This window comes from Xanthomonas sp. NCPPB 4037 (assembly GCF_041475695.2).
GTDB classification, from domain to species: Bacteria; Pseudomonadota; Gammaproteobacteria; order Xanthomonadales; family Xanthomonadaceae; genus Xanthomonas; species Xanthomonas campestris.
The window spans coordinates 316807-339573 of sequence record NZ_CM191261.1 but is presented as its reverse complement, the minus strand read 5'-3'; the positions used below and the strand labels follow the sequence as shown (position 1 = coordinate 339573).

The following is a 22767-nucleotide window of genomic DNA, read 5'->3' as shown; positions in this document are numbered from 1 at the left end:
CGATTCCCGATTCACCACTCCCGATCAATCACAGATCGTCGAAGCCGTTATCCGAATTGGTCTTCTTGTACGAGGCATTGCGCATCTCGAAGAAGTCGGTCTTGGTCTCGGTGAAGTTGTCGGCGTAGGCCTTGATCCACGGCATTACGTTGTCGTTGGCGCCTTCGTACAACTTCTCGATACCGAGCATGCCGGCCATCTTGTTGGCGCGGTACTTCACGTAGCGGATCATCTCGTCGACGTCGATACCGTCGATGCCGTCCAGCACTTCGGCCGTCCACACCGTTTCCAGGTCGATCGCGTGCTCGAAGGCCTTGTGCACGTAATCGGTGAGCTGGTCGCCCTGCAGCGCCTGGTTCTCGCCGATGATGGCGCGGATCAATTCGCTGATGAACTTGGAGTGGGCCAGCTCGTCGCGGTTGATGAAGCTGATGATCTTGCCGGTGCCGGTCATGCGGTTCTGGCGGACCAGATTGTAGAAATACGCAAAACCGGAATAGAAGTTGATGCCTTCCAGGATCGAGGACTGGATGAGCGCACGGATCAGCGTTTCGGCCGTCTTGTCGCGCATGAAGTCGTCGTAGGCGCCCATGATCGGCGCATTGCGCTTGATGATGGTCGGGTGCGTGCGCGCGATCTCGAACACGCGGTTCTGGTCGGCCAGGCCGGTGATCGAGGCCAGCACGTAGCTGTAGCTCTCGTTATGGATCACTTCCTGCTGGCCGATGATCGCGGCATTGGCATGCGCGGCCGGGTCGGTGATGTATTCGGCGACGTTGTAGATGAAGCGCGTCTGCGGCGAATCCAGCGTGGCCAGCAAGCCGATGATCGAGTCATAGGCATTCTTCTCGCGCGCCGAGAGCTCGTTGTACTGGCGCGCGTCGCCCTTCATGTCCACTTCGTCGGGGATCCAGAAGTTGGTCGACAGCTCCTTGTACGCCCGATAAAAGGACGGGTACGGAATGTCGTTCCAGTTGAGGATGCCGGACGTGGAGCCATTGATGATGGCAGTGGAGCGATTGGGGTGACGCGGCTCCAGGATCTTGATGCGCTCAAGCGGTGTTGCGGACATGTGGGTCTCTACTCGTGTTCCGGGCAGTCACCCGCGTGTGACGCGGGGACGGCGGCAGCAATCGTTCTGGAGGAAAGCCCCCTGAGTCAGGGGGCGCGCCAAAGGCGCGGGGTGTGGGAGCTGGTGAAGCAGGGTCCACGGTTCGCAACGCGAACTGTGGAAGCGAAAGCGCGAATGCGCTTTAGCTACTGCACCACTCACATTCACTGATATCGATATCGTTGGAACGCACGTAGTACGTGGTCTTCAAGCCTTCACGCCAAGCGGTCATGTGCAGATCCAGCAACGTGCTCGCACGGATGGTGCTGGGCACATAGAAGTTGAAGCTGATCGACTGATCGATGTGGCGCTGGCGACGTGCGTTCTGGCGCACGCTGGCGAACTGGTCGACCTTGTAGGCGCCCTTTTCGTAGTACGGCCAGGTGTCCAGCGACAGGCCGGGCGCGGCCACCGGGCGACGGAAGTCCTTCTTTTCTTCGTAGTAGAACGCGCTGTAGATCGGGTCGATCGACGCGGTGGAGCCGGCGATCTGCGCGGTGCTCATGTTCGGCGCCACGGCCAGCATCCAGGCGTTACGCACGCCGTTGACCGCCACCTGCGCGGACAGCTCCAGCCACTGCGGGCTGTTGTAATCACGCGCACGGAAGTACTCGCCGGTGTGCCAATCGCTGCCGCGGAACACGCTGTAGGTGCCCTTTTCCTTGGCCAACTCCATGCTCGCCTGGACGGTCAGGTAGTTGATGCGCTCGTACAACTCGTCGCTGTAGTCCTCGGCTTCCTTGGCATTCCAGTGGATCGCCTTCTGCGCGAGCAGGTGATGCCAGCCGAAGGTGCCCAGGCCGATGGCGCGGTACTTCTGGTTGGTGATGGTGGCCTGCGGCACCGGCAACTGGTTCAGATCGATCACGTTGTCGAGCATGCGCACCTGGATCGGAATCAACCGCTCCAGCACGTCGGCACCCAGCAGATCGGCCTGGTCGGCCTGCACGGTGATCGCGCGGCCCAGGTTGATCGAGGACAGGTTGCACACGACGAAGTCGCCGGCCTTCTTGGTGGTGACGATCTGATTGCCGCTGATGATTTCCTGCATCATCCGCGTGGGGCTCATGTTCTGCAGGATCTCGGTGCACAGGTTGGACGAATAGACCATGCCCTCGTGCTTGTTCGGATTCTTGCGATTGACTTCATCGCGGTAGAACATGAACGGGTTGCCGGTTTCCAGCTGGCTGACCATGATCCGCTTGAAGATCTCGATCGCCTTGACGGTCTTGCGGGTGATGCGCTCGTCGGCAACCACTTCCTCGTACTTCTTGCGGAAGCTGCTGTTGGCGTCGCCCTTTTTCTCGTCGTAGAAGTCCTGCAGGTACCAGCCCTTGATGCGCTTGACTTCATGCGGATCGAACAGGTACCAGTCACCGCGGCGCTCGACCGCTTCCATGAACAGGTCCGGGATGCACACCGAGGTGAACACGTCGTGCGCGCGCAGACGCTGGTCGCCGTTGTTCAGGCGCAGATCCAGGAACGATTCGATGTCGCGGTGGAAGATGTCCAGGTAGACGGCGATGGCGCCCTTGCGCTGGCCCAGCTGATCCACCGACACGGCGGTGTTGTTGAGCTGCTTGATCCACGGCACCACGCCGCCGGAGGAGTTGGACACACCGCGGATCGCCGAGCCCGACGAACGCACATAGCCCAGGTACGCGCCGACGCCGCCGCCGTGCTTGGACACGCGCGCCACATCGGTGTTGGAGTCGTAGATGCCCTGCAGGCTGTCGTCGACGGTGTCGATGAAGCAGCTCGACAGCTGCCCGCCGACCTTGCCGGCATTGGCCAGCGTCGGGGTTGCCACGGTCATGTACAGGTTGGACAGCGCCCAGTAGGCCTCGCCCACCAGCTGCATGCGGCGCTCGCGCGGCTTCTCGTCCTGCATCAGGTACAGGGCGATGGTCAGCCAGCGCTCCTGCGGCAGCTCGAACACGCCGCGCGAGTTGTCGGTGGCCAGGTAGCGGGTGGCCAGCAGGTACAGGCCGTTGTAGGCGAACAGCGTGTCGCGCTCGGGCGCGATCATCTTGCCCGCTTCGATGAGCTCTTCCTTGGAATAGCTCTTGAGGATGTCGTTGGAATAGACGTTACGGTCGGCCAGGCTTTCCTGCAGGCCCACGAACGAGCCGTACTTCTGGCCGGCGTCGTAGAAGCGGTTGCGGCTGGCGCGCTTGTACAGGCGGCGCAGGTACAGACGCGCAGCGAAGTGCTCCCACTCCGGGGTGGTCAGATCGACGCGGGCCTCGGCCTCGCGGATCAGGTGGTCGACCAGGTCGTCGGCGTTGACACTGTCCTTGCGCTCGACGAAGCCGAACACCGAGCGCTTGTAGTCGCCCACGTCCAGCTGCGGGAATTCGGCATGGATCTGGTCGATGGCGCGCTCCAGGCGCGCCGGCTCGAACGGGATCTTGCGGTTGCCGGCTTCCTTGGTGATCCAGGTGGAGACGGTTTGTTCTTCGATGGTCTGTGCGTGCATTGCAATGGCTTGGCGAGGGGGCGGCACGACGTCCGACGGGTCACTCAGCTCCGGGTGTGCGGGGCTGGGCACGGTCACACTGGCGGGAGCGCTGGTGGGTGCAAGGGTACCGGCGGCGATCGCGGCAAGGGTGTCGTTGGTGGTCATGCGTCCTCCATGCGTAGGCACACGGACCCGCCTGGGGACGGGGTGCGGCCGGATCCGGAGTCCCTGGACAGCGATGGCGGTGTAAGGCGCGCAGCACGCAAGACCTGTGGTCCGCGGCGACATCGCCCTCACCCGCCATCTCCTCACCGGAGATTCCACGGCCGCCACCGCGCGGTGTGCTGTCGCGTGGTGGTCGGTGGCGAAACAACCGCAGCGCACCGGCCCCACGCAGTTCGCTCCACGGCACTGCCCTGGATGACTGAATGAAACCGATTGCGGCTGCGGCGAGGAGGCTCATCAATCGCGGGATGCCCGCTGATTGTGCTCTTTCAGGTCCGGCCGCTTGGGGCGGCCAACCACCGACTCCCCCAAGATAGTGGGGTGCTCCCGAGGGGTCAACACATAATGTGGGAAAAACCCGCAAACCCTTGTGGCGCAAAGCGTCGTCTGACGAACGGTCGTTTCGGCGCGCCCAACTGCCCAATCCGAGTGCGCAGTCAAGGCCTGGAGCGGCGTTTTTGCCGACTGGTTGGGTTCGGTTAGGTCAGCTGCGGCACAGGCCGATGCTGAAGCTGGTCACAGTTGGGTGCGGCTGTGTCAGGCGTCACCGCAGGCTTGGCGCGACTGCTCTGGCCCCGGCAGCCACTGCTGCATCCATGGTGGGAAGCGGACTTCTCCCGGGCGTTGCGGTCGAGGGCGCGATGCCCTCGCCGCTCGCGGGACACGCCGTGAACCCGTCCCTGGGGGCTCGGTGGCGGCATCCATGCCGCCACACGGTCCCGCAAGCGGCGAGGACACCGCACCAGAGGGTTGGTCGGTCGCTTCTTTTATGAAAGCCATGCACACTTACGTTCTCGACTGGTCCTTGCCCGCCCACCGCCGCGGGACCTTACGCGGCATGGATGCCGCGTAAGCGCCTACAAGAACGTACTTGCGACGTGTCCTGCGATGGTGGGCGGCGGGCAAGGGGCCTGCAGCAAACTCACGGCGTCGAGGGCACGGCAAGGACACTGCACCAGAAATTAGTCGGATGCTTTATCGAAAACCGCGCACACCGGCCAGCTCGACTGGTCCTTGCCCGCCCACCGTCGCGGGACCTTACGCGGCATGGATGCCGCGTAAGAGCTTACAAGGACGTACTTGCAGCGTGTCCCGCGATGGTGGGCGGGCAAGGACCCTGCAGCCAAGCCACAGAAGGAGCGGCGCCGGTCCGTCAGCAGCACCCATCTGACAGCCACGAAGGCGCTCCGTAGCCGCTCTTAAGCAGAGCGCGGCCCGTGGGCGGGATCAGATCTCGGTCGGGCCGATGTGGTGGCGCTTGCGGTAGCGGATCGACGACCACACCGAGGCGGCGATGAAGGCCACGCCGATCAGGCCGGTCAGCACTTCCGGCACGTGGTAGACGGTACCCACCAGCATGATGATCGCCAGCACGCCGATGGCGTAATGCGCGCCGTGCTCCAGGAACACGAACTCGTCCAGGGTGCCCTTGTGCACCAGGTAGACGGTCATCGAGCGTACGAACATCGCCCCGATCGCCAGGCCCAGCATGATGATCACCACGTCGCGGGTGATGGCGAAGGCGCCGATCACGCCATCGAACGAGAACGAGGCGTCCAGCACTTCCAGGTACAGGAAGGCGGCAATGCCCGAGCGCTTGGCCGGGCCCATGCTGCCGTCTTCGCTCTCTTCGGCCTCGAACAAGGCATCCACGCTACCCACCAGCAGATACAGCAGGATGCCGCCCAGCCCGGCGAAGAGCACGCTCTGGAACACCGCATCGGGCAGGAACAGCTTGGTGCCCAGCAGCACCGAGACCGCCACGATCACCGACATCGCATCGGCCTTGCCCAGCTTGCCGACCAGCCGCTCCACCGGCCCGAGCCAGTGCAGCTTGCGGTCCTGGTCGAACAGGAAGTTCAAAAACACCAGCAGCAGGAACATGCCACCGAAGGCAGCGATGGACGGGTAGTGGTCGGTCAGCACCTGGCTGTAGCGGTCCGGCTCCTTCAGCGCCATCTGCATCACCGGCACCAGGCCCATGCCGGTGGCCACCGACACGATCACGATCGGGAACACCAGGCGCATGCCGAACACGGCGATCAGGATGCCCACGGTGAGGAACAGCTTCCGCCAGAACTCGTTCATGTGCTTGAGCACACCGGCGTTGACCACCGCGTTGTCGAACGACAGCGACACCTCCAGCACGCTCAGCACCAGGCACAGCCATAACGCCTGCCAGATGCCCATCGACGAGGTGTGACCCCACCAGGCCGCCAGGCCCAGGCAGATCGCAGTGACCAAAAACGACATTCTGAAATCGCGAAACATTGACACTCCCAGGCGGGCCGAGACGACAGCCGGACGGCAACACCAGGGCAAGGCCTAGCTGGTCCGGCATGCGGTGGAGGATGGGGGACCGCGACGTGACGGGGAGTCAGGCCGGGCGTGGCTCGCCCATTATAGGGAGTGTCACCGCCATCAGGGTCGGGTCGTCCGGATCCGGGCGCACGCCGAAGCCCAGGCTCTGGCACATCGCCAGCATGGTGCGGTTCTCGCGCAGCACCTGGCCTTCGATCAGTTTCAGGCCCAGCCAGCGCGCGTACTCGATCATGATGCGCATCAGCTGCCAGCCGATGCCGTGGCCCTTGAGGTCGGAGCGGATCAGGATGCCGTATTCGCCACGCGCGTAATCGGCGTCAGCATGCAGGCGCACCGCGCCGAGCATGTCGCCGGTCTTGGGGTCGATGGCCACCAACGCGATGGAGCGTGCGTAGTCGAGCTGGGTCAGCCGCGCGATGAATTCGTGGCTGAAATGCTTGACCGACTGGAAGAAGCGCAGCCGCAGGTCTTCGTCGGTGACCCGGGCGAAGAACGCGCGGAACAGGGCGTCGTCCTCGGGCCGCACCGGGCGCACCAGCGCGTGCGCGCCATCGCCCAGCGCGATGCGGCGCTCCCATTCTTTGGGGTACGGAAAGATCGCAAACCGCGGATGGCCGCGGCCCTTGTGCAGCTTGCGCACCGGCGCCACCGCCACGCGCGCGTCCAGCGCAATCACGCCTTCGCGGTCGGCCAGTAGCGGGTTGATGTCCAGCGCGGTGATTTCGGGGATGTCGGCGGCCAGCTGCGCCAGCTTGACCAGCACCAGCGCCACCGCGCGCTCGTCGGCGGCCGGCACGTCGCGGTAGGCCTTGAGGATGCGCGAAACGCGGGTGCGGCCGATCAGTTCGTGGGCCAGGCGCAGGTCCAGCGGCGGCAGCGCCAGCTCGCGGTCGTTGATCACCTCCACCGCGGTGCCGCCACGGCCGAACACGATGGCCGGGCCGAACACCGGGTCGTCGGCAATGCCGGCGATCAGCTCGCGCGCCTTGGGCCGCAGCACGGTGGGCTGCACGATCACGCCCTCGATCAGCGCATTGGGGTGGGCGGCGCGGGCACGCGCCAGGATGCCGGCCGCCGCCTCGCGCACCGCCGCCACGCTGGACAGGTTCAGGCGCACGCCGTCCACATCCGACTTGTGTGCAATCTCGCTGGAGAGCACCTTCAAGGTGACCGTGCGCCCCATTGCCAGCAACGGGTCGGCCAGCAGCGCGGCCTCGTTGGCGGTGGCGGCCACCTGCACCGGCACGATCGGGATGCCGTAGGCGGCCAGCAGACGGTTGGTAGCAACCGGATCCAGCCAGCGCCGGCCGGCGGCCAGCGCTTCGTTGACCACCGCTCGGCCGATGCCGGCATCGACCACGAAATCTTCCGGCAGGCTGGGCGGGGTCTCCATCAAGGCGGCCTGCGCCTCGCGGTAGCGCACCAGGTGGGTGAAGCCGCGCACCGCGTCCGACTCGGTGGCGTAGGTGGGCACGCGTGCGGCGTTGAGCGCGGCGATCGCCGCGTCGTCCTGGCCCAGCCACACCGCAAACACCGGTTTCTCGCGCTGGTAGCGGCTGCGCTGTTCCAGCGCGCGGGTCAGTGCCTTGGCCGCATCGGCCGAGGAGGTGAAGGCGGTGGGCACGTTGACCACCAGCAGCGCGTCGTTCTCCGGATCGTCCAGTAATGCTTCGATCGCGGCCGCATAGCGCTCGCCATCGGCGTCGACAATGATGTCCACCGGATTGCTGCGCGACCAGCCTTCAGGAAGCGATTGATCCAGCCGCTCCAGCGTCTTGGCCGACAACTCGGCCAGGGTGCCGCCGCGCAGCAACAGCTGGTCCATTGCCAACTGCCCCACCCCGCCGCCATTGCTCAAGATCGCCAGCCGGCGGCCGGGGAAACTGCCCAGGCGGCCCAGCGTTTCGGCCGCGGCGAACAGTTCGTCCAGCGCCCCCACCCGCAACAGCCCGGCCCGCGCGAACGCGGCGCCATACACCGCATCCGAGCCAGCCAGCGCCTGCGCGTGGGTGTCGGCATTGGGATCAATGCGGAACTGCCGCCCGGACTTGACCACCACCACCGGCTTGGCGCGCGCGGCGGCGCGTGCCGCCGACATGAACTTGCGCGCATCGCCGATGCGTTCGACATACAGCAGGATCGCGCGGGTGCGGTAGTCGGTGGCGAAGTAATCCAGCAGATCGCCCAAATCCACGTCCAGCGTGTCGCCCAGCGAGACCACCGCCGAAAACCCGACCGAACGCGCCACGCCCCACTCCACCAGCGCCGCGGCAATGGCGCTGGATTCGGAAATCAGCGCCAGGTCGCCGGCCTGCGGGCAATGCGCGGCGATGCTGGCATTGAGCCGCGCATGCGGGGCGATCACGCCCAAACAGTGCGGGCCGAGGATGCGCATGCCCTTGGCCCGCGCCGCCGCCTCAACGCGCGCGGCCGGCGAGCCGGCACCACTGCCCAGGCCGGCAGTGAGAATGATGGCCGCTGCCACACCACGCCGCGCGGCGATGGAGACGATGCGCGGCACGATGCGCGCCGGCGCGGTGATCACCACCAGGTCCGGCACCCAGGGCAGGTCGGTCAACCGCGCGACCGTGCGCACGCCGTCGATTTCGGTGTAGCGCGGGCTGACCCAACCGACCTGCCCGGGAAACCCGGCCGCACGCAGATTGCGCACCACCGCGCGCCCGGCCGAGCGCTCGCGCGGGCTGCCGCCCACCACCGCGACGGTGGTGGGGCGAAACACCTGTTGCAGGTGATACGTACTCATCGTGCAGAAGATGCAGAAACCATCGCGCTACGGTACACGCACTGGCGTGCGAGGGCATGCGGCAAGGTTGGCGAACACGAGATGGCGGGGCGGCCGACCGGTGTGCGTCCCCCCCGCGGGCAGGGACTTGGCGCACCCGTCTCGCGGCATGGCCGTCGTCGACAATCGTCGATCGTTTTCGCCGAAGACCGTTCGGGTTGGTGATTTTTTTGGCTGGTCAGTGCACCACTGGCTGCACCGTCGTCATGCCTGCCGGAGCGCACCGCGGTGCCCGGCCTGTCGACGCCAGCCTACTTTGAAAGTGTCGAGGTCGATGTACGGCAACGCTGGGCACCGTAAGCCACCGAATAGGATTCGTCGTAGCATTTGATCAGGCCATCGACGACATCCAGGTTTGGTGGCCAGCGCACCTTCATTTCAGGTCGACCCTTCTGGGCAGGAAACACCATATAGCCATCTTGCAACGGCGGCATGTCCTTGTCGTTCGGATACGGGACCGCCGCAATCCGTGCACGCGCGGCATCCAGACCAGTGCGGTCGCGTTTGAGGAACGCGATCGTCGCATCCACATAAGGATTCCAGCCGGCAAGATCCTCGGCGGCTGGCGTGTACGACTTTTCGAATAGGGCGATCGCCTGCGCCGTTTGACCGGCCTCTGCACGCATCTGACCTTCGTGCCACACCACGATGCCGCCAGTGATCACGTGGGCCTGGCGGTAGTCGCGCAGCAGATCGGCGGCTGCGACGGCGCAACCGGGGCGGTTGGCAATCGTGCGCCAACCGCCCTGCAGGTCCTGATCGAAGGCGTCTTCATCCAGTGCCAGCATCGCCGCACGATCGTAGGTGCACCCTGCGGCCTGGGCCGGTTCGGCCCAGCCTGGCTGGGTTATGGCGATCGACAACATCCCTGTCCACACAACGCACCACAGCGCACTGCCTCGCATCGCCAGCACCTTTCCCGGGAGGAAATCGGACTCTACAACAGCGCCCCACTCAGGATCGCCGCGGCAATGCTGAAATAGATCACCAAGCCGGTGACATCCACCAAGGTGGCCACGAACGGCGCCGAGGCACTGGCGGGATCGAAGCCGAAGCGTTGCAACACGAACGGCAGCATCGAGCCGGACAACGAGCCGAAGGTGACGATGCCCACCAGCGCCGCGCCGATGGTGAGCGCCACCATCTGCCAGTGCGGGCCGTAGTCGTACAGGCCGGCGTTCTGCCAGATGGCGATGCGCACGATCGCCAGCACGCCCAGAATCGCGCCCAGCGTGAGCCCGGTGGGCAACTCGCGCAGCGCCACCTTCCACCAGTCGCGCAGGCGGATTTCGCGCAATGCCAGCGAGCGGATCAGCAGCGAGGTGGCCTGCGAACCGGAGTTGCCGCCCGAGCTCATGATCAACGGGATGAACAAGGTCAGCACCACCGCCTTGGACAGCTCGTCCTCGAAGTGCTGCATGGCGCTGGCGGTGAGCATTTCGCCGAGAAACAACACGCTCAGCCAGCCGGCCCGCTTCTTGATCATCTGCCCGAAGCCGATCTGCATGTACGGCTTGTCCAGCGCTTCCATGCCGCCGAACTTGTGCACGTCTTCGGTGGATTCGGCGATCAACGCATCCAGCACATCGTCCACGGTGACGATGCCCAGCACGTGGCCGCAGGCATCCACCACCGGGATCGCCAGCAGGTCATGGCGGCGGATCAGCCGCGCCACTTCTTCCTGATCCAGGGCCGGGTCCACGGTGACCGGCGGATTGACCTGCGCCACCTCCAGGATCGGCGCCTCGGCCGCGCCGGTGATCAACCGGCGCATGGTCACCACCTGCTGCAGCACACGCGTGTGTGGATCCAGCAGATAGATCGCATACACGGTCTCGCGGCTGCGCTCCACATCGCGGATGTGCTGCAAGGTGCGCCCCACCGTCCAGTCCGACGGCACCGCCACGAACTCGGTGGTCATCAGCGCACCGGCGGTGTTGGGCGGGTAGCGCATCAAGGCCTGGATCGACAGCCGCGCTTCGGCGCTGAGCCGCCACAACAGCGGCTCGCGTTGATCGGCGTCCAGGCCGTGGAAGATGTCGGTGGCGCGGTCGTCGGCCATCTGCCCGAGCAGCACGGCGGCATGCTCGGCCGGCAGCTGTGCAACCAGCGCACTGGCATCGCGCAGCTCGGGTTGTTCGAGCAGCTTCACCGCACGCGGCTGCGGCAACACCGCCAGCAGATGCGCGGCGGCGTCACGGTCGAGGGTGTTGAGATATTCCACCGCATCGGCCGTGTTGAGCTCGGCCAGGGGTGCGGTCAATGCATCGACGCCTTGGGCAAGGCGCAGGGTTTCGTTGTACATGGGGGTTCGCCTGGTGACGACCGTCGTCGATGACAGCCGGCGAACCTGAAGCCTCAGGCGCTCGTCAGCTGGGTCATCGACCCGGGTCTAGGGTGACTGTCGCTGGACATGAGAGTGAGCTCCGTAAGTGCGGCCGAGCGGATGCCCCGGTCGGTGCGCGGCGCAGTCTGCGCGCATGTGTCCGCCTGGTCAATGCCTCGCGTGCGGCGCGCTTAGGTGGGCGTTTGGCAGGGCAATCGCGTGCTGCACGCAGCCAGCGTTGTCACGCGTCGCGACGATTGGCAGCGGCGTTTCGCCTGCAACAAAATTGCGACACGCACAGATCCTGCTACGGCGCGCACGCAGGCACGGGGCAGACGCAGCGGCAAGGCGCAGTGTTGCCATCGGTTGCCGTTGCATCCTGCACGTAGATGCGCATGCGCCGATCAGCCGCAGTGAACCGGCTGTCGCAAACCTGTGCTGTGCGGCACGGCAGTCGGTACAGTTCGCTTCCCGGCATTGCCGTTCCCGCACAGCGTTTGCGGGAGCCGCACCGGCCATCGCATCCACGCCACTTCGCTGCTTTGCCAGGAACCTTTCATGCCGTCTTTCAAGTCGTTTTTGTTACACCGCGTCAGCCCGGTCTGCCTATGCGTTGCCGCTGGTTGGGGCACGGTGGCGATGGCGCAGACCGTGTTGCCCGACGCCACGCCGGTGCACGCGCACGAAACCACCCAGCATGACGGGCACGAGTGGGGCTACACCGGCCCGGAAGGCGCCGAGCACTGGGCCGAACTGGCCAAGGAAAATGCGCTGTGCGGCAATGGGCAGCAGAACAGCCCCATCGATCTGAAGGACGCGATCGACGCCACGCTGGGCAAGCTGCAACTGGACTACGGCGCAGTGCCGCTGGTGGTGCGCAACACCGGCCACTCCATCCAGCTGGATCTGCACGCCGGCGGCACGATGCGGGTCGGCGGCAAGCAGTACGACGCCCTGCAGCTACATTTCCATCATCCCAGCGAGCACCTGTTGAATGGCCGGCGCTTCCCGATGGAGGCGCACATCGTGCACCAGGGCCCGGACGGAACGCTCGGCGTGCTGGCGATCTTCTTCGAGACCGGCAAGGCCAATCCGGCCTTCCAGCGCGTGCTCGACGCCATGCCGAACGACAAGAATCAGACCCGGCAGGTGGCCGATGCACTCGTGCGCGGCAGCGATTTTCTGCCGCCCGCCAATCAACGCAGCTTCTACCGCTACGAAGGCTCGCTGACCACCCCGCCCTGCAGCGAAACGGTGGACTGGGTGGTCCTGAGTCAGCCGGTGCAGGTGTCCAGGGAACAGATCAACGCGTTCGAGCGCGTGTACCCGTTCAACGCGCGCCCGCTGCAGCCGCTGGATCGTCGCTTCCTGCTCAAGAGCCACTGAGCCTGGCCCAAGCGTGTCGCCTCCATCGCAGCGCGCTGAACACTGTGTTTGCTCCTAGCTCCGCGTCTGCTCGCTAAACCGACAGCCGACGTCCGTTGTGTGTTGGCTGTCGGGTTGGCTGGCGCCATGCGCAGCGGAGCTCAGCGCGTTGCACGGGTGCGGATGGCGCGCGGCGGCTTGCGTCATCGTGCCGGGGTTTGGGGGACGGGCACACTCCGCTTCCACCGCACGTAACAAGAGCACTCGGCCGCCATTGTCTGAGGGCCGGGTCGGAGGCTCATTCGTGACGGCCGCCCCCAGCGGCCCCGGCACAGGCATGCAAGCCGGCTGCCTGCCTTGCGCGGCATAATGCGCACCTCAACGGAGAGTGCAACATGCATAGCGGCGGCCTCGAACTGGCCTTGGTCCTGATGCTGGCGGCGATCGTGGCCGTGCCGGTGTTCAAGCGCTTCGGCCTGGGTGCGGTGCTGGCGTACCTGGTTGCCGGCGTGGTGCTCGGGCCCGATGGCGTGGGCGTGGTGCAGGATGCCGAACGCATCAGCGGTGCGGCCGAGATCGGTGTGGTGATGCTGCTGTTCGTGATCGGGCTGGAGCTCTCCCCGGCGCGGCTGAAGGTGATGCGCCATTCGGTGTTCGGCGCCGGCACCACCCAGGTGGTGATGACCGCGCTGATCCTGGGCGGCCTGCTGATGGCCGGGCAACTGGGCTGGAAAACCTCGCTCATCGTCGGCGTGGCGCTGGCGCTGTCGTCCACGGCGGTGGGCCTGCAGCTGCTGGCCGAACGCAAGGCGCTGGGCAGCGATTACGGCCGGCTGGCCTTCGCCATCCTGCTGTTTCAGGACTTGATCGCCATCCCGCTGCTGGCCGCCATTCCGCTGCTGGGCGGCAGCAAGAACGCCACGCTGGACTGGCAGGACGTGGCCAAGGCGCTGGTGGCGTTGACGCTGGTCATCCTGTGCGGCCGCTTCGTGCTGCGGCATCTGTTCAATGTGGTGGCGCGCACGCGCATGCCCGAGGTGTTCACCGCCAGCGCCTTGCTGGTGGTGCTGGGCACTGCCTGGATCATGCAGGAGGCCGGCCTGAGCGCCAGCCTGGGCGCCTTCATCGCCGGCGTGCTGCTGGCCGATTCGGAATTCCGCCACGAGCTCGAATCGCAGATCGAGCCGTTCGAAGGCTTGCTGTTGGGGCTGTTCTTCATCTCGGTAGGCATGGGCATTGATCTGGACCGGGTGGTGTCCGAACCGTGGCTGATCGCCGCCGGTGTGGGCATCTTGCTGCTGGTCAAGTTCGCGCTGCTGGTGGGGATCGGCACGGTGGCGAAGCTGCCACTGCGCAGCAGCCTGATGCTGGGTGGCGTGTTGTGGCTGGGCGGCGAATTTGCGTTTGTAGTCTTCAACGAGGCAGATCGCGTCGGCCTGCTGGATGCCGCCAACCACGACCGCCTGGTCGCCATCGTGGGTGTGTCGATGGCGCTGACGCCGCTGTTGCTGCTCGGCATCCAGCGCGTGCTCAATGGCCCGCTGCGTATCAAGGTGCCCCAATCCGAGCGCCCCTACGACACCATCGATACGCAGACGCCCAAGGTGCTGATCGCCGGCATGGGCCGCTTCGGCCAGGTGATCGCGCGCCTGCTCACCGCGCGGCACGTGCCGTTCGTGGCGCTGGAACACAACCCGGACACGGTGGAGGATCTACGCCGCTTCGGCAGCCAGTTGTATTACGGCGACCCGACCCGCCCGGAGCTGCTGCGCGCCGCCGGTGCCGAGCGCATCAAGGTCTTTGTGATCGCAGTGGACGACCCGGACACCAACATCAAGACGGTGCGGCTGATCCGCCGCCTGTACCCGAACGCCACGGTGCTGGCGCGTGCGCGCAACCGTCAGCACGCCTGGAAACTGATGGACCTGGGCGCCGAGCCGTTCCGCGAGGTGTTCGCCTCCAGCCTGGAGTTGGGCGGGCGCGTATTGACCTCGCTGGGGCTTGGCGAGGCCGACGCGCAGGAGCACGTCACACGCTTCCGCCACCACGACGAAGACCTGCTGCGCCGCCAGCATCTGGTCTACGACGACGAGGCCAAGGTGATCCAGACCTCGCGCGATGCACGCGAAGACCTGATGCATCTGTTCGAAGCCGACGTCAAGGCCGAAGTGGATCCGGAACCTGCACCGGTTACGCCCGAGCGGTAAGACACGCATCGGCACATGCGATCACGCGCACTTAGTCGCAGTTGAGAGAAGCCCGTAGGAACGCGCTCGCGCGCGATGCGGCATTACCGGATATCTGTCGGTCCATACGCACGAAAGATGATCCCTCTGTTCCAGAGCACCTTCAAAGAAAACATCAAAGCCTCAGCGGTCCCACAACGCCTGTTGATAGTCACATCAACGTAGGAGCACGCTTGCGCGCGATGGGGCATTCCCGATCAAGCCTCATCGCGCGCAAGCGCGCTCCTACGCAATCTTTCCGCGTCTCTAAGAAGCGCTCTTTTTGACGGCTTTGGTTGCCGACTTCGTCGCTTTTTTGGTGGCGCGCTTGGTGACCGCCTTGCTTGCCGCCTTGCTCGGCGACGCCGCTGCTGCAGATTTCCCGGCCGCCGCAGCGCTGCGCTTGGCAGGCGCCTTGGCGACTTTTTTCGCAGCCTTTTTGACCGCCTTCTTGGCGCTCTTCTTCGCCGGTGCCGCAGCACCCGCACGTGCCTCAGGCGGGCGACGCGGCGGCGGTTTGCGGCCCGGCGTGAGCGCACGCCAGGCATGCCCGCCGTTCATCGCCAGCAACGCATCGGCCGCCGACGGGCCGGCGCTGCCGGCCGCGTAATTGGGAAAGTCACTGGGCGGTTGTTTCCACGCATCCAGGATCGGCTGCACGATGCGCCACGCGCCTTCCACCATCGCCGCGTCCTGGAACAGGCCAGCCTCGCCATTCATGCAGTCCTGCAGCAGACGCTCGTAGCCAACGGTGTATTCCTTCGGGAACCAGTCGCGGTAGCGGAAGTCCATCCGCACCGGCGCCAACGCCACTTGCGCACCCGGGCGCTTGACGTCGAACTGCAGCGAAATGCCTTCGTCGGGCTGGATATGCAGCACCAGCCAGTCGGGGCCGTAGCCGCCCACTTCGGTGCTACGAAATGGCGCCAGCGGTGCGGGCTTGAAGCGGATCGCAATCTCGGTGGTGCGTTCGCGCAGGCGCTTGCCGGTGCGCAGATAGAACGGCACGCCGGCCCAGCGCCAGGTGTCGACCTGCAACTTCATCGCCACGAAGGTTTCGGTTTCCGACTCGTCCGGTACCGTGTCTTCTTCGCGGTATCCCGGCACAGCGCTGCGATTGACCGCACCGGACGCGTACTGCCCGCGCACCACGTCTTCGGGTTTGATCGGGCGCACCGCTTCGATCACTTCGGCGCGGCGGCGATGCATCGCCTCGGTGGTGAACGCGGCCGGCGGCTCCATCGCAATCATCGCCAGCAGCTGGAACAGATGGTTGGGCACCATGTCGCGCAGGCAGCCGGTGGGATCGTAGAAACGCCCGCGCCCTTCCACACCGATGGTTTCGGCGGCGGTGATCTGCACATGGTCGATCCGGTCGCGGTTCCACACCGGCTCGAACAGGCCATTGGCGAATCGGAACGCCAGGATGTTCTGCACGGTTTCCTTGCCCAGGAAATGGTCGATGCGGAACACCTGGTCTTCGTGCAGCACGCGCGCAACGGTGGCATTGAGATGCTTGGCACTGGGCAGGTCGTGGCCGAACGGCTTTTCCACGATCACCCGGCGCCAGCCGGCGCCCTCGCGCTGCTTGACCAGCCCGGCCTCGCCCAGATTCAGCAGCACCGGCTCGAAGAAGCGTGCAGCGGTGGCCAGATAGAACAGCACATTGCCGCGGGTGCCATAGCGCTTGTGCAGTTTTTCCAGCACGCCGTCCAGCGACTGATAGGCACGCAGGTCGGTGAAGTCGCCGCGCACGTAATGCATGCGCTCGCGCAACCAGTCCCAGGTATCGGTATCGAATCCATCGGCCTGGAACTCGGCATCGCGGCTGCTCAGCAGCTCGGTCATCGCCTTGCCCATGTTGGTGCGCCAGGCGCGCTCGGTGATGTCGCCGTGGTCCATGCCGACAATGGCGAATTCCTCGCCCAGCGCACCGGCGCGGCGCAGGTTGTACAGCGCCGGCATCACCAGGCGCCGGGTCAGATCACCGCGCGCACCGAACACCACGATGATGCACGGCGGGGTGGTCACTTGCTCACTCATGGATGCATCTCCTTCTCGCCCATGCGTCCATGCAGGCGCAATGCCGCATTGACCAGGGCCACGTGGGAATACCCTTGCGGGAAGTTGCCAAGCATGCGTTTGCCGCGCGGGTCGTACTCTTCAGCGAGCAGGCCCACGTCGTTGCACAGCCCGAGCAGGCGCTCGAGCAATGCGCGCGCCTGCTCGGTGCGGCCGAGCAAGGCGTAGTTTTCCACCAGCCAGAAACTGCAGGCGATGAAGGTGCCCTCGCCGGCCGGCAGGCCGTCGGCACTGTCGTCGGCGCGATAACGTTCGACCAACCCATCGATGGTGAGGTCGCGCGCGATGGCGTCGGCGGTGGCGGCAATGCGCGGATCGTCCGGTGGCAGGAAGCCGACGATGGGAATCAGCAATAACGAGGCATCCAGCCGATCCGAGCCGTAGCTCTGCACGAAATGCCCATCCGGGTGCACGCCTTTTTCCAGCACCTCGGTGCGGATCTCCTCGGCGATGCGGCCCCAATGCGCGCGTTTTTCGGCGCTGGCATTGGTGATGCCGTCGCGGCAGCCGCAATCGAAGGCCAGCCACGCCATGACCTTGGAGTGCACGAAGTGGCGGCGTTCGTCGCGCACTTCCCAGATGCCTTCGTCGGGTGTGCGCCACAGGTCTTCGAGCATCTCCAGGAAGTGCTCCAGCAGCGAGGCCGAAGAACCGTCGTCATCGGCCGGCGGCGGGACGCCTTTTTCGCGCGCGTAGTGAAACGCGCCGATCAGTTCGCCGTAGACGTCGAGCTGAAACTGGTCCACCGCGCCGTTGCCGATCCGCACCGGGGCCGAGCCTTCGTAGCCGGGCAGCCAATGCGCTTCCCATTCCTGCAAGCGACGCTCGCCAGCGATGCCGTACAGCGCCTGCAGCTGATCCGGCGAACCGGCGATGGCCCGTTGCACCCAATCGCGAAATGCCGAGGCTTCATCGCGGTAGCCGGCCTGCAACAACGCGATCAGGGTGAACACCGAATCGCGCAGCCAGCAATAGCGGTAATCCCAATTCCGCGTGCCGCCCAGGTGTTCGGGCAGCGAGGCAGTGGGCGCGGCGACAATGCCGCCGGTGGGCAGATAACTCAGCCCTTTCAGCACCACCAGCGATCGCTTCACCTGCTGCGTCCACGGCCCCACATCGGTGCACCGCCGCGCCCAGCCGTGCCAGAACGCGGTGGTGCGCTGCAGGGCTTCATCCGGGTCGATGGCCGGCGGCACGGTCTGGTGCGACAGGCCGTGACTGAGCAGAAACCAGGTGCTTTCGCCCTCGCGCAGGGTGAAGTCGGTTTCGGTGCCCAGGTCCTTGCCTTGCAGCGTCTGCGGCGTGCGCAGTGCCAGCTGATCCGGACCGGCAATGGCGCGAATGCCGCCATCGATGCTGGTCACCCACGGCACCGTGCGGCCGTAATTGAAGCGGAAAGTCAGGCGCATGTGCATGGGCACTTCGCCCTGCACGCAACGCACCATGCGCACCAGATGCTGATGCACCTCGCCGTCGTCGCTGGCCACCATGAAGTCGACCAGTTCCACCGTGCCGGTGTCGGTGATGAGCCGGGTGCGCAGCACCAGGCTGTCGTCTTCGTAGGCGCGCTCGCTGCGGAAATCGGCGGCCGGCGCCAGCGCCCATTGGCCGTGTTCCGGCGTGCCCAGCAGGGAGGCGAAGACTGCATCGGAATCGAAGCGTGGCAGGCACAGCCAGTCGATGGTGCCGCAGTGGTCGACCAGGGCCGCGCTGTGGCAATTGCCCAGCATGGCGTGGTCCTCGATACGGACGCTCATCGGGTGGGCGCTTCCTTCGTGCGAGTCAAACCCCAGTGTTGCACGCGAGGTGTCGGGATCGGGTTACGAATGCACCGGCAAACGCAGCAGTGGTGGCACCGTGTGTTCCAGCCGGCGGATCAGTTCCGGCTGCATGTAGGTGTAGTCGTCGGGAATCTGCAGGCAGGCCACACGGCAGTGCCGCAGGTGCGCAGCGAAGCGCCGGCGCAACAGCTGCAGATGGCGGCGCTCCATCACCAGTACCAAATCGCTGTCGTGCAGCAGCTCGGGCGTGACCGGTTGCTCTGCATCGGGCGCCAGTCCGGCCGATTGCGTGAGCACATTCGGCCACTGCGCGAAGACGTGCTCGGCGGTGGGGCTGCGCAGCCGGTTGCGGCTGCACACGAACAGCACCCGCAGCGGCGCGGAGGCGCGCTGGCTCAGCGGCCTTCGCGCAGGAAGCGCGCCATCGACGACACCCCCGGCAACGCCGGTTCGAACTGGCCCGCCACGTCGATGAAGCCGCGCATGATCGCAATCTCGCGCGGGGTGCGGTTGAGCGCGTCGCGGCGGTCCGAATCGGCACCGGCACGCAACAGGCGCTGCACCAGCAAGGGCAGCCCATGCAGGGCTGCCAGATGCAGCGGGCCGAAGCCGCGTTGATCGGCCACGTCCAGCGCCACGTCTTCGTCGAGCAGGCGCTCCACACCGGCCAGTACGACCTGCTCGTCGCAGGCGGTGCCAGGTTCGGCGCGTGCGCCCAGCAACATCAGCAGCGGGCTGACCCGCCCGCCGGCCAGGTAATCCGGGTCGGCGCCGGCCAGCAGCAAGGTGTCCAGCAGCGCGAGCAGGCGGATCTTGTCGCGCGCGGTGAAGCCGTACAGTGCGGCGCAATGCAGCGCCGCCAGGCCCTGGTCGTCGTTGGCATGCACGTCGGCGCCAGCGGCGAGCAGGCGCGCCACGATGTCCGGCAGGCCCAGCGCACAGGCCAGCATCAGCACGGTGACGCCACCGGGCAGGCGGTGTTCGATCTGCGCGCCGGCCGCCAGCAGCGCCGCCACGATCTCGGTCTGGCGCATGCTCACCGCCGCCGACAATGGCGTGGCGCCGCTGTTGGCGGCACGCTGCGGGTCCGCGCCACGGCCGAGCAGATGGGTCACCACGGCCAGATGGCCGCTGCCGGCTGCACGCAGCAGTGCGGTGCAGCCCTGCGCGTCCACCGCATCCACCGGCAGGCCGAGGTCGATCAGGCGACGCACCGCATCGGTATCGCCGGTCATCGCCGCGGCCGGCACATCGGCCTCGCGCAGCGTGCGGCGTGGCAGCGACCAGATACGCCAGTCCAGCCAATCGGCCAGATCGCGCCGGCCGATCGACAACGCCACGCCCAGCGGGGTCTGCCCGTCGGCGGCGCGCGCTTCCGGCGAGGCACCCTGCTTGACCAGCAATTTGAGCGAGGCCTCGCGGCCCAGCGCGGTGGCCAGATGCAGCGCGGTCATGCCGTGGCTGTCGCGCGCTTCGCGGTCCACGCCGTGTTCGAGCAGCCACTGCTGCAGGCGCAACCAGCCCAGGCGCACCGCCAGCGACAGCGGCGGGTCGCCAGCGGCCGACGGCGCGAAGGGGTCGGCGCCACGTTCGAGCAATTCCAGTGCGAACTGCTCCAGCCCGCGCGAGGCCGCGTCGTGCTGCACGCAGGCGCTGAGCAGGCGGGTCAGCCCGCCCGCACCGGCCGGCGAAACGCCGTGGCGCAGCAGCACCTGCAGCGCCGGTACCGCTTCGACGCCACGCGAGAGCAACGCGAACATCGGCACGTCACCGCAGGCATCGCGCACCTCGGCATCGGCCCCGTGGCGCAGCAGCCAGTCGACCGCGTCGGCATTCAGGGCCAGGTGCGCGTCGTGCAGCAGGCCGCCCAGTTCTTCCGGGCCGCACAGCCGCGCCAGTGCAACCAGGCCATCGCGCTGGCCCAGCTGCAGGCCTTCGCGCAACAGCACCAGCGGCGGGCGGTCCGGTAGTTGCGTGGTGGGACTAACGCCGTCGCCGTGCGCGTCGCTGACCGCCGAGGGCAGCGGATAGGCCGGATCGAGCAGGCGCACGATCGCCCAACGGCCCGCTTCGGCGGCCACATCCACGGCGCGGCGGCCGTGCATGTCCTGCGCATCGGCGGGGACGTCCAGCTCCAGCAGGCGCCGGATCAGCGCCGGCGACACGGTGTCGGCGGCGCACGCCAGCATCACCGCATTGCGGCCGTCGCCATCGATCGCCAGCACGTCGGTCTTGCGCGCCACCAGCCGCTCCAGCACCGCGCTGCGGGCCTGGCGGGCGGCATCCAGCCACGGCGTGCGGCCGAGCAGGTCGCGCGCTTCCAGGTTCGCGCCGGCCGCCAGCAACGCCTCGACGATGTCGCCGTGCCCGGCCAACGCGGCTTCGTGCAGCGCACTGCGGCGCTGGCGGTCGCGCGCATCCACGCGCGCCTTGTGCTTGAGCAGCAGTTGGACGCCGGCCGGGTCGTCTTCCTCGGTCCCTGCGGCCGCCAGCAACACCGGCGCACCACCGGCCGGCTCGGACTGCGCGCCGCGTTCCAGCAGGAACTTGGCCAGGCGCCAATTGCCGACCTGGCAGGCCATTGCCAGCGGCGAGTGGCCTTCGTTATTCAGCGCATCCAGTTCGGCGGCGGCATCGCGCAGCAGCGCGGCCACGCCGGGGTCGGAACTGCGCACCGCGTGGTGCAGCGGCGTGTTGCCATCGTTGTCGGTGGCGCGCGGGTCGGCGCCGTTGGCCAGCAGCGTCATCACCGCATCCGGGCGGCCATGCCAGCTGTCGCGGGTGGCCGCCAGCAGCGGGGTCATGCCGCGGTGCGGCTGGTTCACATCTACGCGCCGGGTGATCAGTTCGCGCAACAGGCGCAGGTCCGGCAGCACTGCAGCCAGCGCCGGCAGGCTGCGTTGATCGCGCCATTCCGGCAGCGGCAGCGCCTGCGGGTCGGCGCCGGCCTCGAGCAGTTGCAGCGCCCGATCCACGCGCCCGCCGCGGGCGGCTTCATACAGCTCCGGCACCAGCTGATGCTGGGCCACCGGTTCCAGCGGGCCGGGTTCGGCCGCGGCTTCGGAGAAGAAATCTGCGGCCTGGCGGGGCGCCAGTGTCTCGGTGCGCGCCGGCGGCACGGTGCGCTGCAGCAGCAGGTGGGCAGCCGGCAGCAACACGCTCGCGGCGACCGCCAGGCCCCAACGCAGCCCGCCGGACAGACCGCCCGGCCATGCCAGCGCCACGCCCAGCCCGCACACCGCCAGCACCAGGGCCGCGACCAGCAGGCCCCGCCAGGCATGCAGTTCCTGCGTGGCCAATGCATGCCAGCGTGGCGTCAGCGGGCCGCCGTCGCGTTCCACCTCGCCCCACAGCGGCCAGGTACGCCACAGCCCGAGCAACGCGGCGCTCACCGCCACACTGAGCGCCAGCGCGGCGGCCAGGCTGCCGCTGTCGCGCAGGGCGGTCAGCGGCCAGGTAATCAGCGCGCCCAGGGCGAGCAGCCCAACGCCCCACAGCGTCAGCAAAGGCGGCAGGCCTGGCAGCAGTGCGCGGGGGTGGGACGGCAACGCGCGGGTGCCGCGCAGCCAGGACACCGCCAGCGCGAAGGCCGGTTGCGCCAGCCATAGTGCCAGCGCGGCAACAACGCCGCCCACGCCGCCGAGCAGGGTGAGCATCACGCCGGCCGCACCGGCCAGCCCCGCAGCGCGCAGCCGCGCGGCTCGCTGCGGCTCAGTCATAGTCGCACTCGCCCGCCAGCACCACCGTCTTCGGCAATTGCAAATAGAAGCCGTGGCTGGCCAGCGCCGCGCGCACGGTGTCCGCGTCGGCCTGCGCCAGGCGGCGCTCCGGCGTCAACGCCACGTCCAGCACGAACGCGAACGGCGCCAATCGCGCCTGCACGTCGGCGGGAATCACGGAGAAATCGTCACGCGTGGCGAGATAGACGAACGTGTCCTGCTTGCGTTGGCTTTTATAGACGTAGGCGTGCATGCGCGCGTGGTCGCGCTCTAGGTGATGTGGGTCGCAGGATTGTGTCCCAATTGCGGCCATGGCGAAAGCGCGGCACGCGCGGAAAATCCCAGTC

Annotated in this window: 13 protein-coding genes; 2 read left to right on the top strand and 11 right to left on the bottom strand. The window is 66.8% G+C overall.

The window, feature by feature from the left end; translation table 11 throughout:
• Window positions 1-28: 28 nt before the first annotated feature.
• The 6 genes from ACCQ01_RS01380 to mgtE form a co-directional block, all read right to left on the bottom strand.
• On the bottom strand, window positions 29-1072 hold the full coding sequence (locus ACCQ01_RS01380) for a ribonucleotide-diphosphate reductase subunit beta (RefSeq protein ID WP_011270067.1): 1044 nt from the start codon (window positions 1070-1072) through the stop codon (window positions 29-31).
• Window positions 1073-1253: 181 nt separating this feature from the next.
• Entirely contained in the window at window positions 1254-3737 is a 2484-nt protein-coding gene (locus ACCQ01_RS01375) for a ribonucleoside-diphosphate reductase subunit alpha (protein WP_011039057.1), read from the bottom strand.
• 1287 nt (window positions 3738-5024) lie between these two features.
• The gene (locus ACCQ01_RS01370; RefSeq protein WP_011039058.1) at window positions 5025-6068 is read right to left on the bottom strand and encodes a DUF475 domain-containing protein; all 1044 of its coding nucleotides are present in this window, start codon (window positions 6066-6068) and stop codon (window positions 5025-5027) included.
• A 106-nt stretch (window positions 6069-6174) separates the two neighbouring features.
• Complete coding sequence (locus ACCQ01_RS01365; protein WP_228434020.1) at window positions 6175-8883, bottom strand: bifunctional acetate--CoA ligase family protein/GNAT family N-acetyltransferase; 2709 nt, start codon at window positions 8881-8883, stop codon at window positions 6175-6177.
• Window positions 8884-9173: 290 nt separating this feature from the next.
• On the bottom strand, window positions 9174-9788 hold the full coding sequence (locus tag ACCQ01_RS01360; RefSeq protein WP_228434019.1) for a hypothetical protein: 615 nt from the start codon (window positions 9786-9788) through the stop codon (window positions 9174-9176).
• A 71-nt stretch (window positions 9789-9859) separates the two neighbouring features.
• On the bottom strand, window positions 9860-11227 hold the full coding sequence (gene mgtE, locus ACCQ01_RS01355; protein WP_228434018.1) for a magnesium transporter: 1368 nt from the start codon (window positions 11225-11227) through the stop codon (window positions 9860-9862).
• 579 nt (window positions 11228-11806) lie between these two features.
• Here mgtE and ACCQ01_RS01350 point away from each other — a divergent pair.
• Window positions 11807-12634 (top strand): carbonic anhydrase, encoded by an 828-nt coding sequence (locus tag ACCQ01_RS01350; RefSeq protein ID WP_228434017.1) that lies wholly within the window; start codon window positions 11807-11809, stop codon window positions 12632-12634.
• Between the two features lie 374 nt (window positions 12635-13008).
• Window positions 13009-14820 (top strand): monovalent cation:proton antiporter-2 (CPA2) family protein, encoded by a 1812-nt coding sequence (locus ACCQ01_RS01345; protein ID WP_228434016.1) that lies wholly within the window; start codon window positions 13009-13011, stop codon window positions 14818-14820.
• Window positions 14821-15105: 285 nt separating this feature from the next.
• On the opposite strand, the gene zwf is transcribed toward ACCQ01_RS01345, so the two are convergent.
• From zwf to ACCQ01_RS01320, 5 genes are all read right to left on the bottom strand, one after another.
• Entirely contained in the window at window positions 15106-16881 is a 1776-nt protein-coding gene (zwf, locus tag ACCQ01_RS01340) for a glucose-6-phosphate dehydrogenase (RefSeq protein WP_228434015.1), read from the bottom strand.
• Window positions 16878-18677, bottom strand: a complete 1800-nt coding sequence (locus tag ACCQ01_RS01335) for a glycoside hydrolase family 15 protein (protein ID WP_228434014.1) — start codon at window positions 18675-18677, stop codon at window positions 16878-16880. Before ACCQ01_RS01335 ends, zwf begins: the two co-directional genes overlap by 4 nt.
• Window positions 18678-18740: 63 nt before the next feature.
• A complete protein-coding gene (locus ACCQ01_RS01330; protein ID WP_076035777.1) occupies window positions 18741-19070 on the bottom strand; it encodes a low molecular weight protein tyrosine phosphatase family protein in 330 nt (109 codons plus the stop codon).
• A gap of 26 nt (window positions 19071-19096) precedes the next feature.
• A complete protein-coding gene (locus ACCQ01_RS01325; RefSeq protein ID WP_228434013.1) occupies window positions 19097-22420 on the bottom strand; it encodes an ankyrin repeat domain-containing protein in 3324 nt (1107 codons plus the stop codon).
• Complete coding sequence (locus ACCQ01_RS01320; RefSeq protein ID WP_011270071.1) at window positions 22413-22673, bottom strand: YcgL domain-containing protein; 261 nt, start codon at window positions 22671-22673, stop codon at window positions 22413-22415. Before ACCQ01_RS01320 ends, ACCQ01_RS01325 begins: the two co-directional genes overlap by 8 nt.
• Between the last annotated feature and the right edge of the window lie 94 nt (window positions 22674-22767).

What these genes read in the sequence shown, in the direction of transcription:
- zwf (WP_228434015.1), bottom strand. Translation starts at nt 16,881, where the DNA reads ATGAGTGAGCAAGTGACCACCCCGCCGTGCATCATCGTGGTGTTCGGT.
- ACCQ01_RS01370 (WP_011039058.1), bottom strand. Translation starts at nt 6,068, where the DNA reads ATGTTTCGCGATTTCAGAATGTCGTTTTTGGTCACTGCGATCTGCCTG.
- ACCQ01_RS01345 (WP_228434016.1), top strand. Translation starts at nt 13,009, where the DNA reads ATGCATAGCGGCGGCCTCGAACTGGCCTTGGTCCTGATGCTGGCGGCG.
- mgtE (WP_228434018.1), bottom strand. Translation starts at nt 11,227, where the DNA reads ATGTACAACGAAACCCTGCGCCTTGCCCAAGGCGTCGATGCATTGACC.
- ACCQ01_RS01360 (WP_228434019.1), bottom strand. Translation starts at nt 9,788, where the DNA reads ATGTTGTCGATCGCCATAACCCAGCCAGGCTGGGCCGAACCGGCCCAG.
- ACCQ01_RS01335 (WP_228434014.1), bottom strand. Translation starts at nt 18,677, where the DNA reads ATGAGCGTCCGTATCGAGGACCACGCCATGCTGGGCAATTGCCACAGC.
- ACCQ01_RS01320 (WP_011270071.1), bottom strand. Translation starts at nt 22,673, where the DNA reads ATGCACGCCTACGTCTATAAAAGCCAACGCAAGCAGGACACGTTCGTC.
- ACCQ01_RS01380 (WP_011270067.1), bottom strand. Translation starts at nt 1,072, where the DNA reads ATGTCCGCAACACCGCTTGAGCGCATCAAGATCCTGGAGCCGCGTCAC.
- ACCQ01_RS01350 (WP_228434017.1), top strand. Translation starts at nt 11,807, where the DNA reads ATGCCGTCTTTCAAGTCGTTTTTGTTACACCGCGTCAGCCCGGTCTGC.
- ACCQ01_RS01325 (WP_228434013.1), bottom strand. Translation starts at nt 22,420, where the DNA reads ATGACTGAGCCGCAGCGAGCCGCGCGGCTGCGCGCTGCGGGGCTGGCC.
- ACCQ01_RS01375 (WP_011039057.1), bottom strand. Translation starts at nt 3,737, where the DNA reads ATGACCACCAACGACACCCTTGCCGCGATCGCCGCCGGTACCCTTGCA.
- ACCQ01_RS01365 (WP_228434020.1), bottom strand. Translation starts at nt 8,883, where the DNA reads ATGAGTACGTATCACCTGCAACAGGTGTTTCGCCCCACCACCGTCGCG.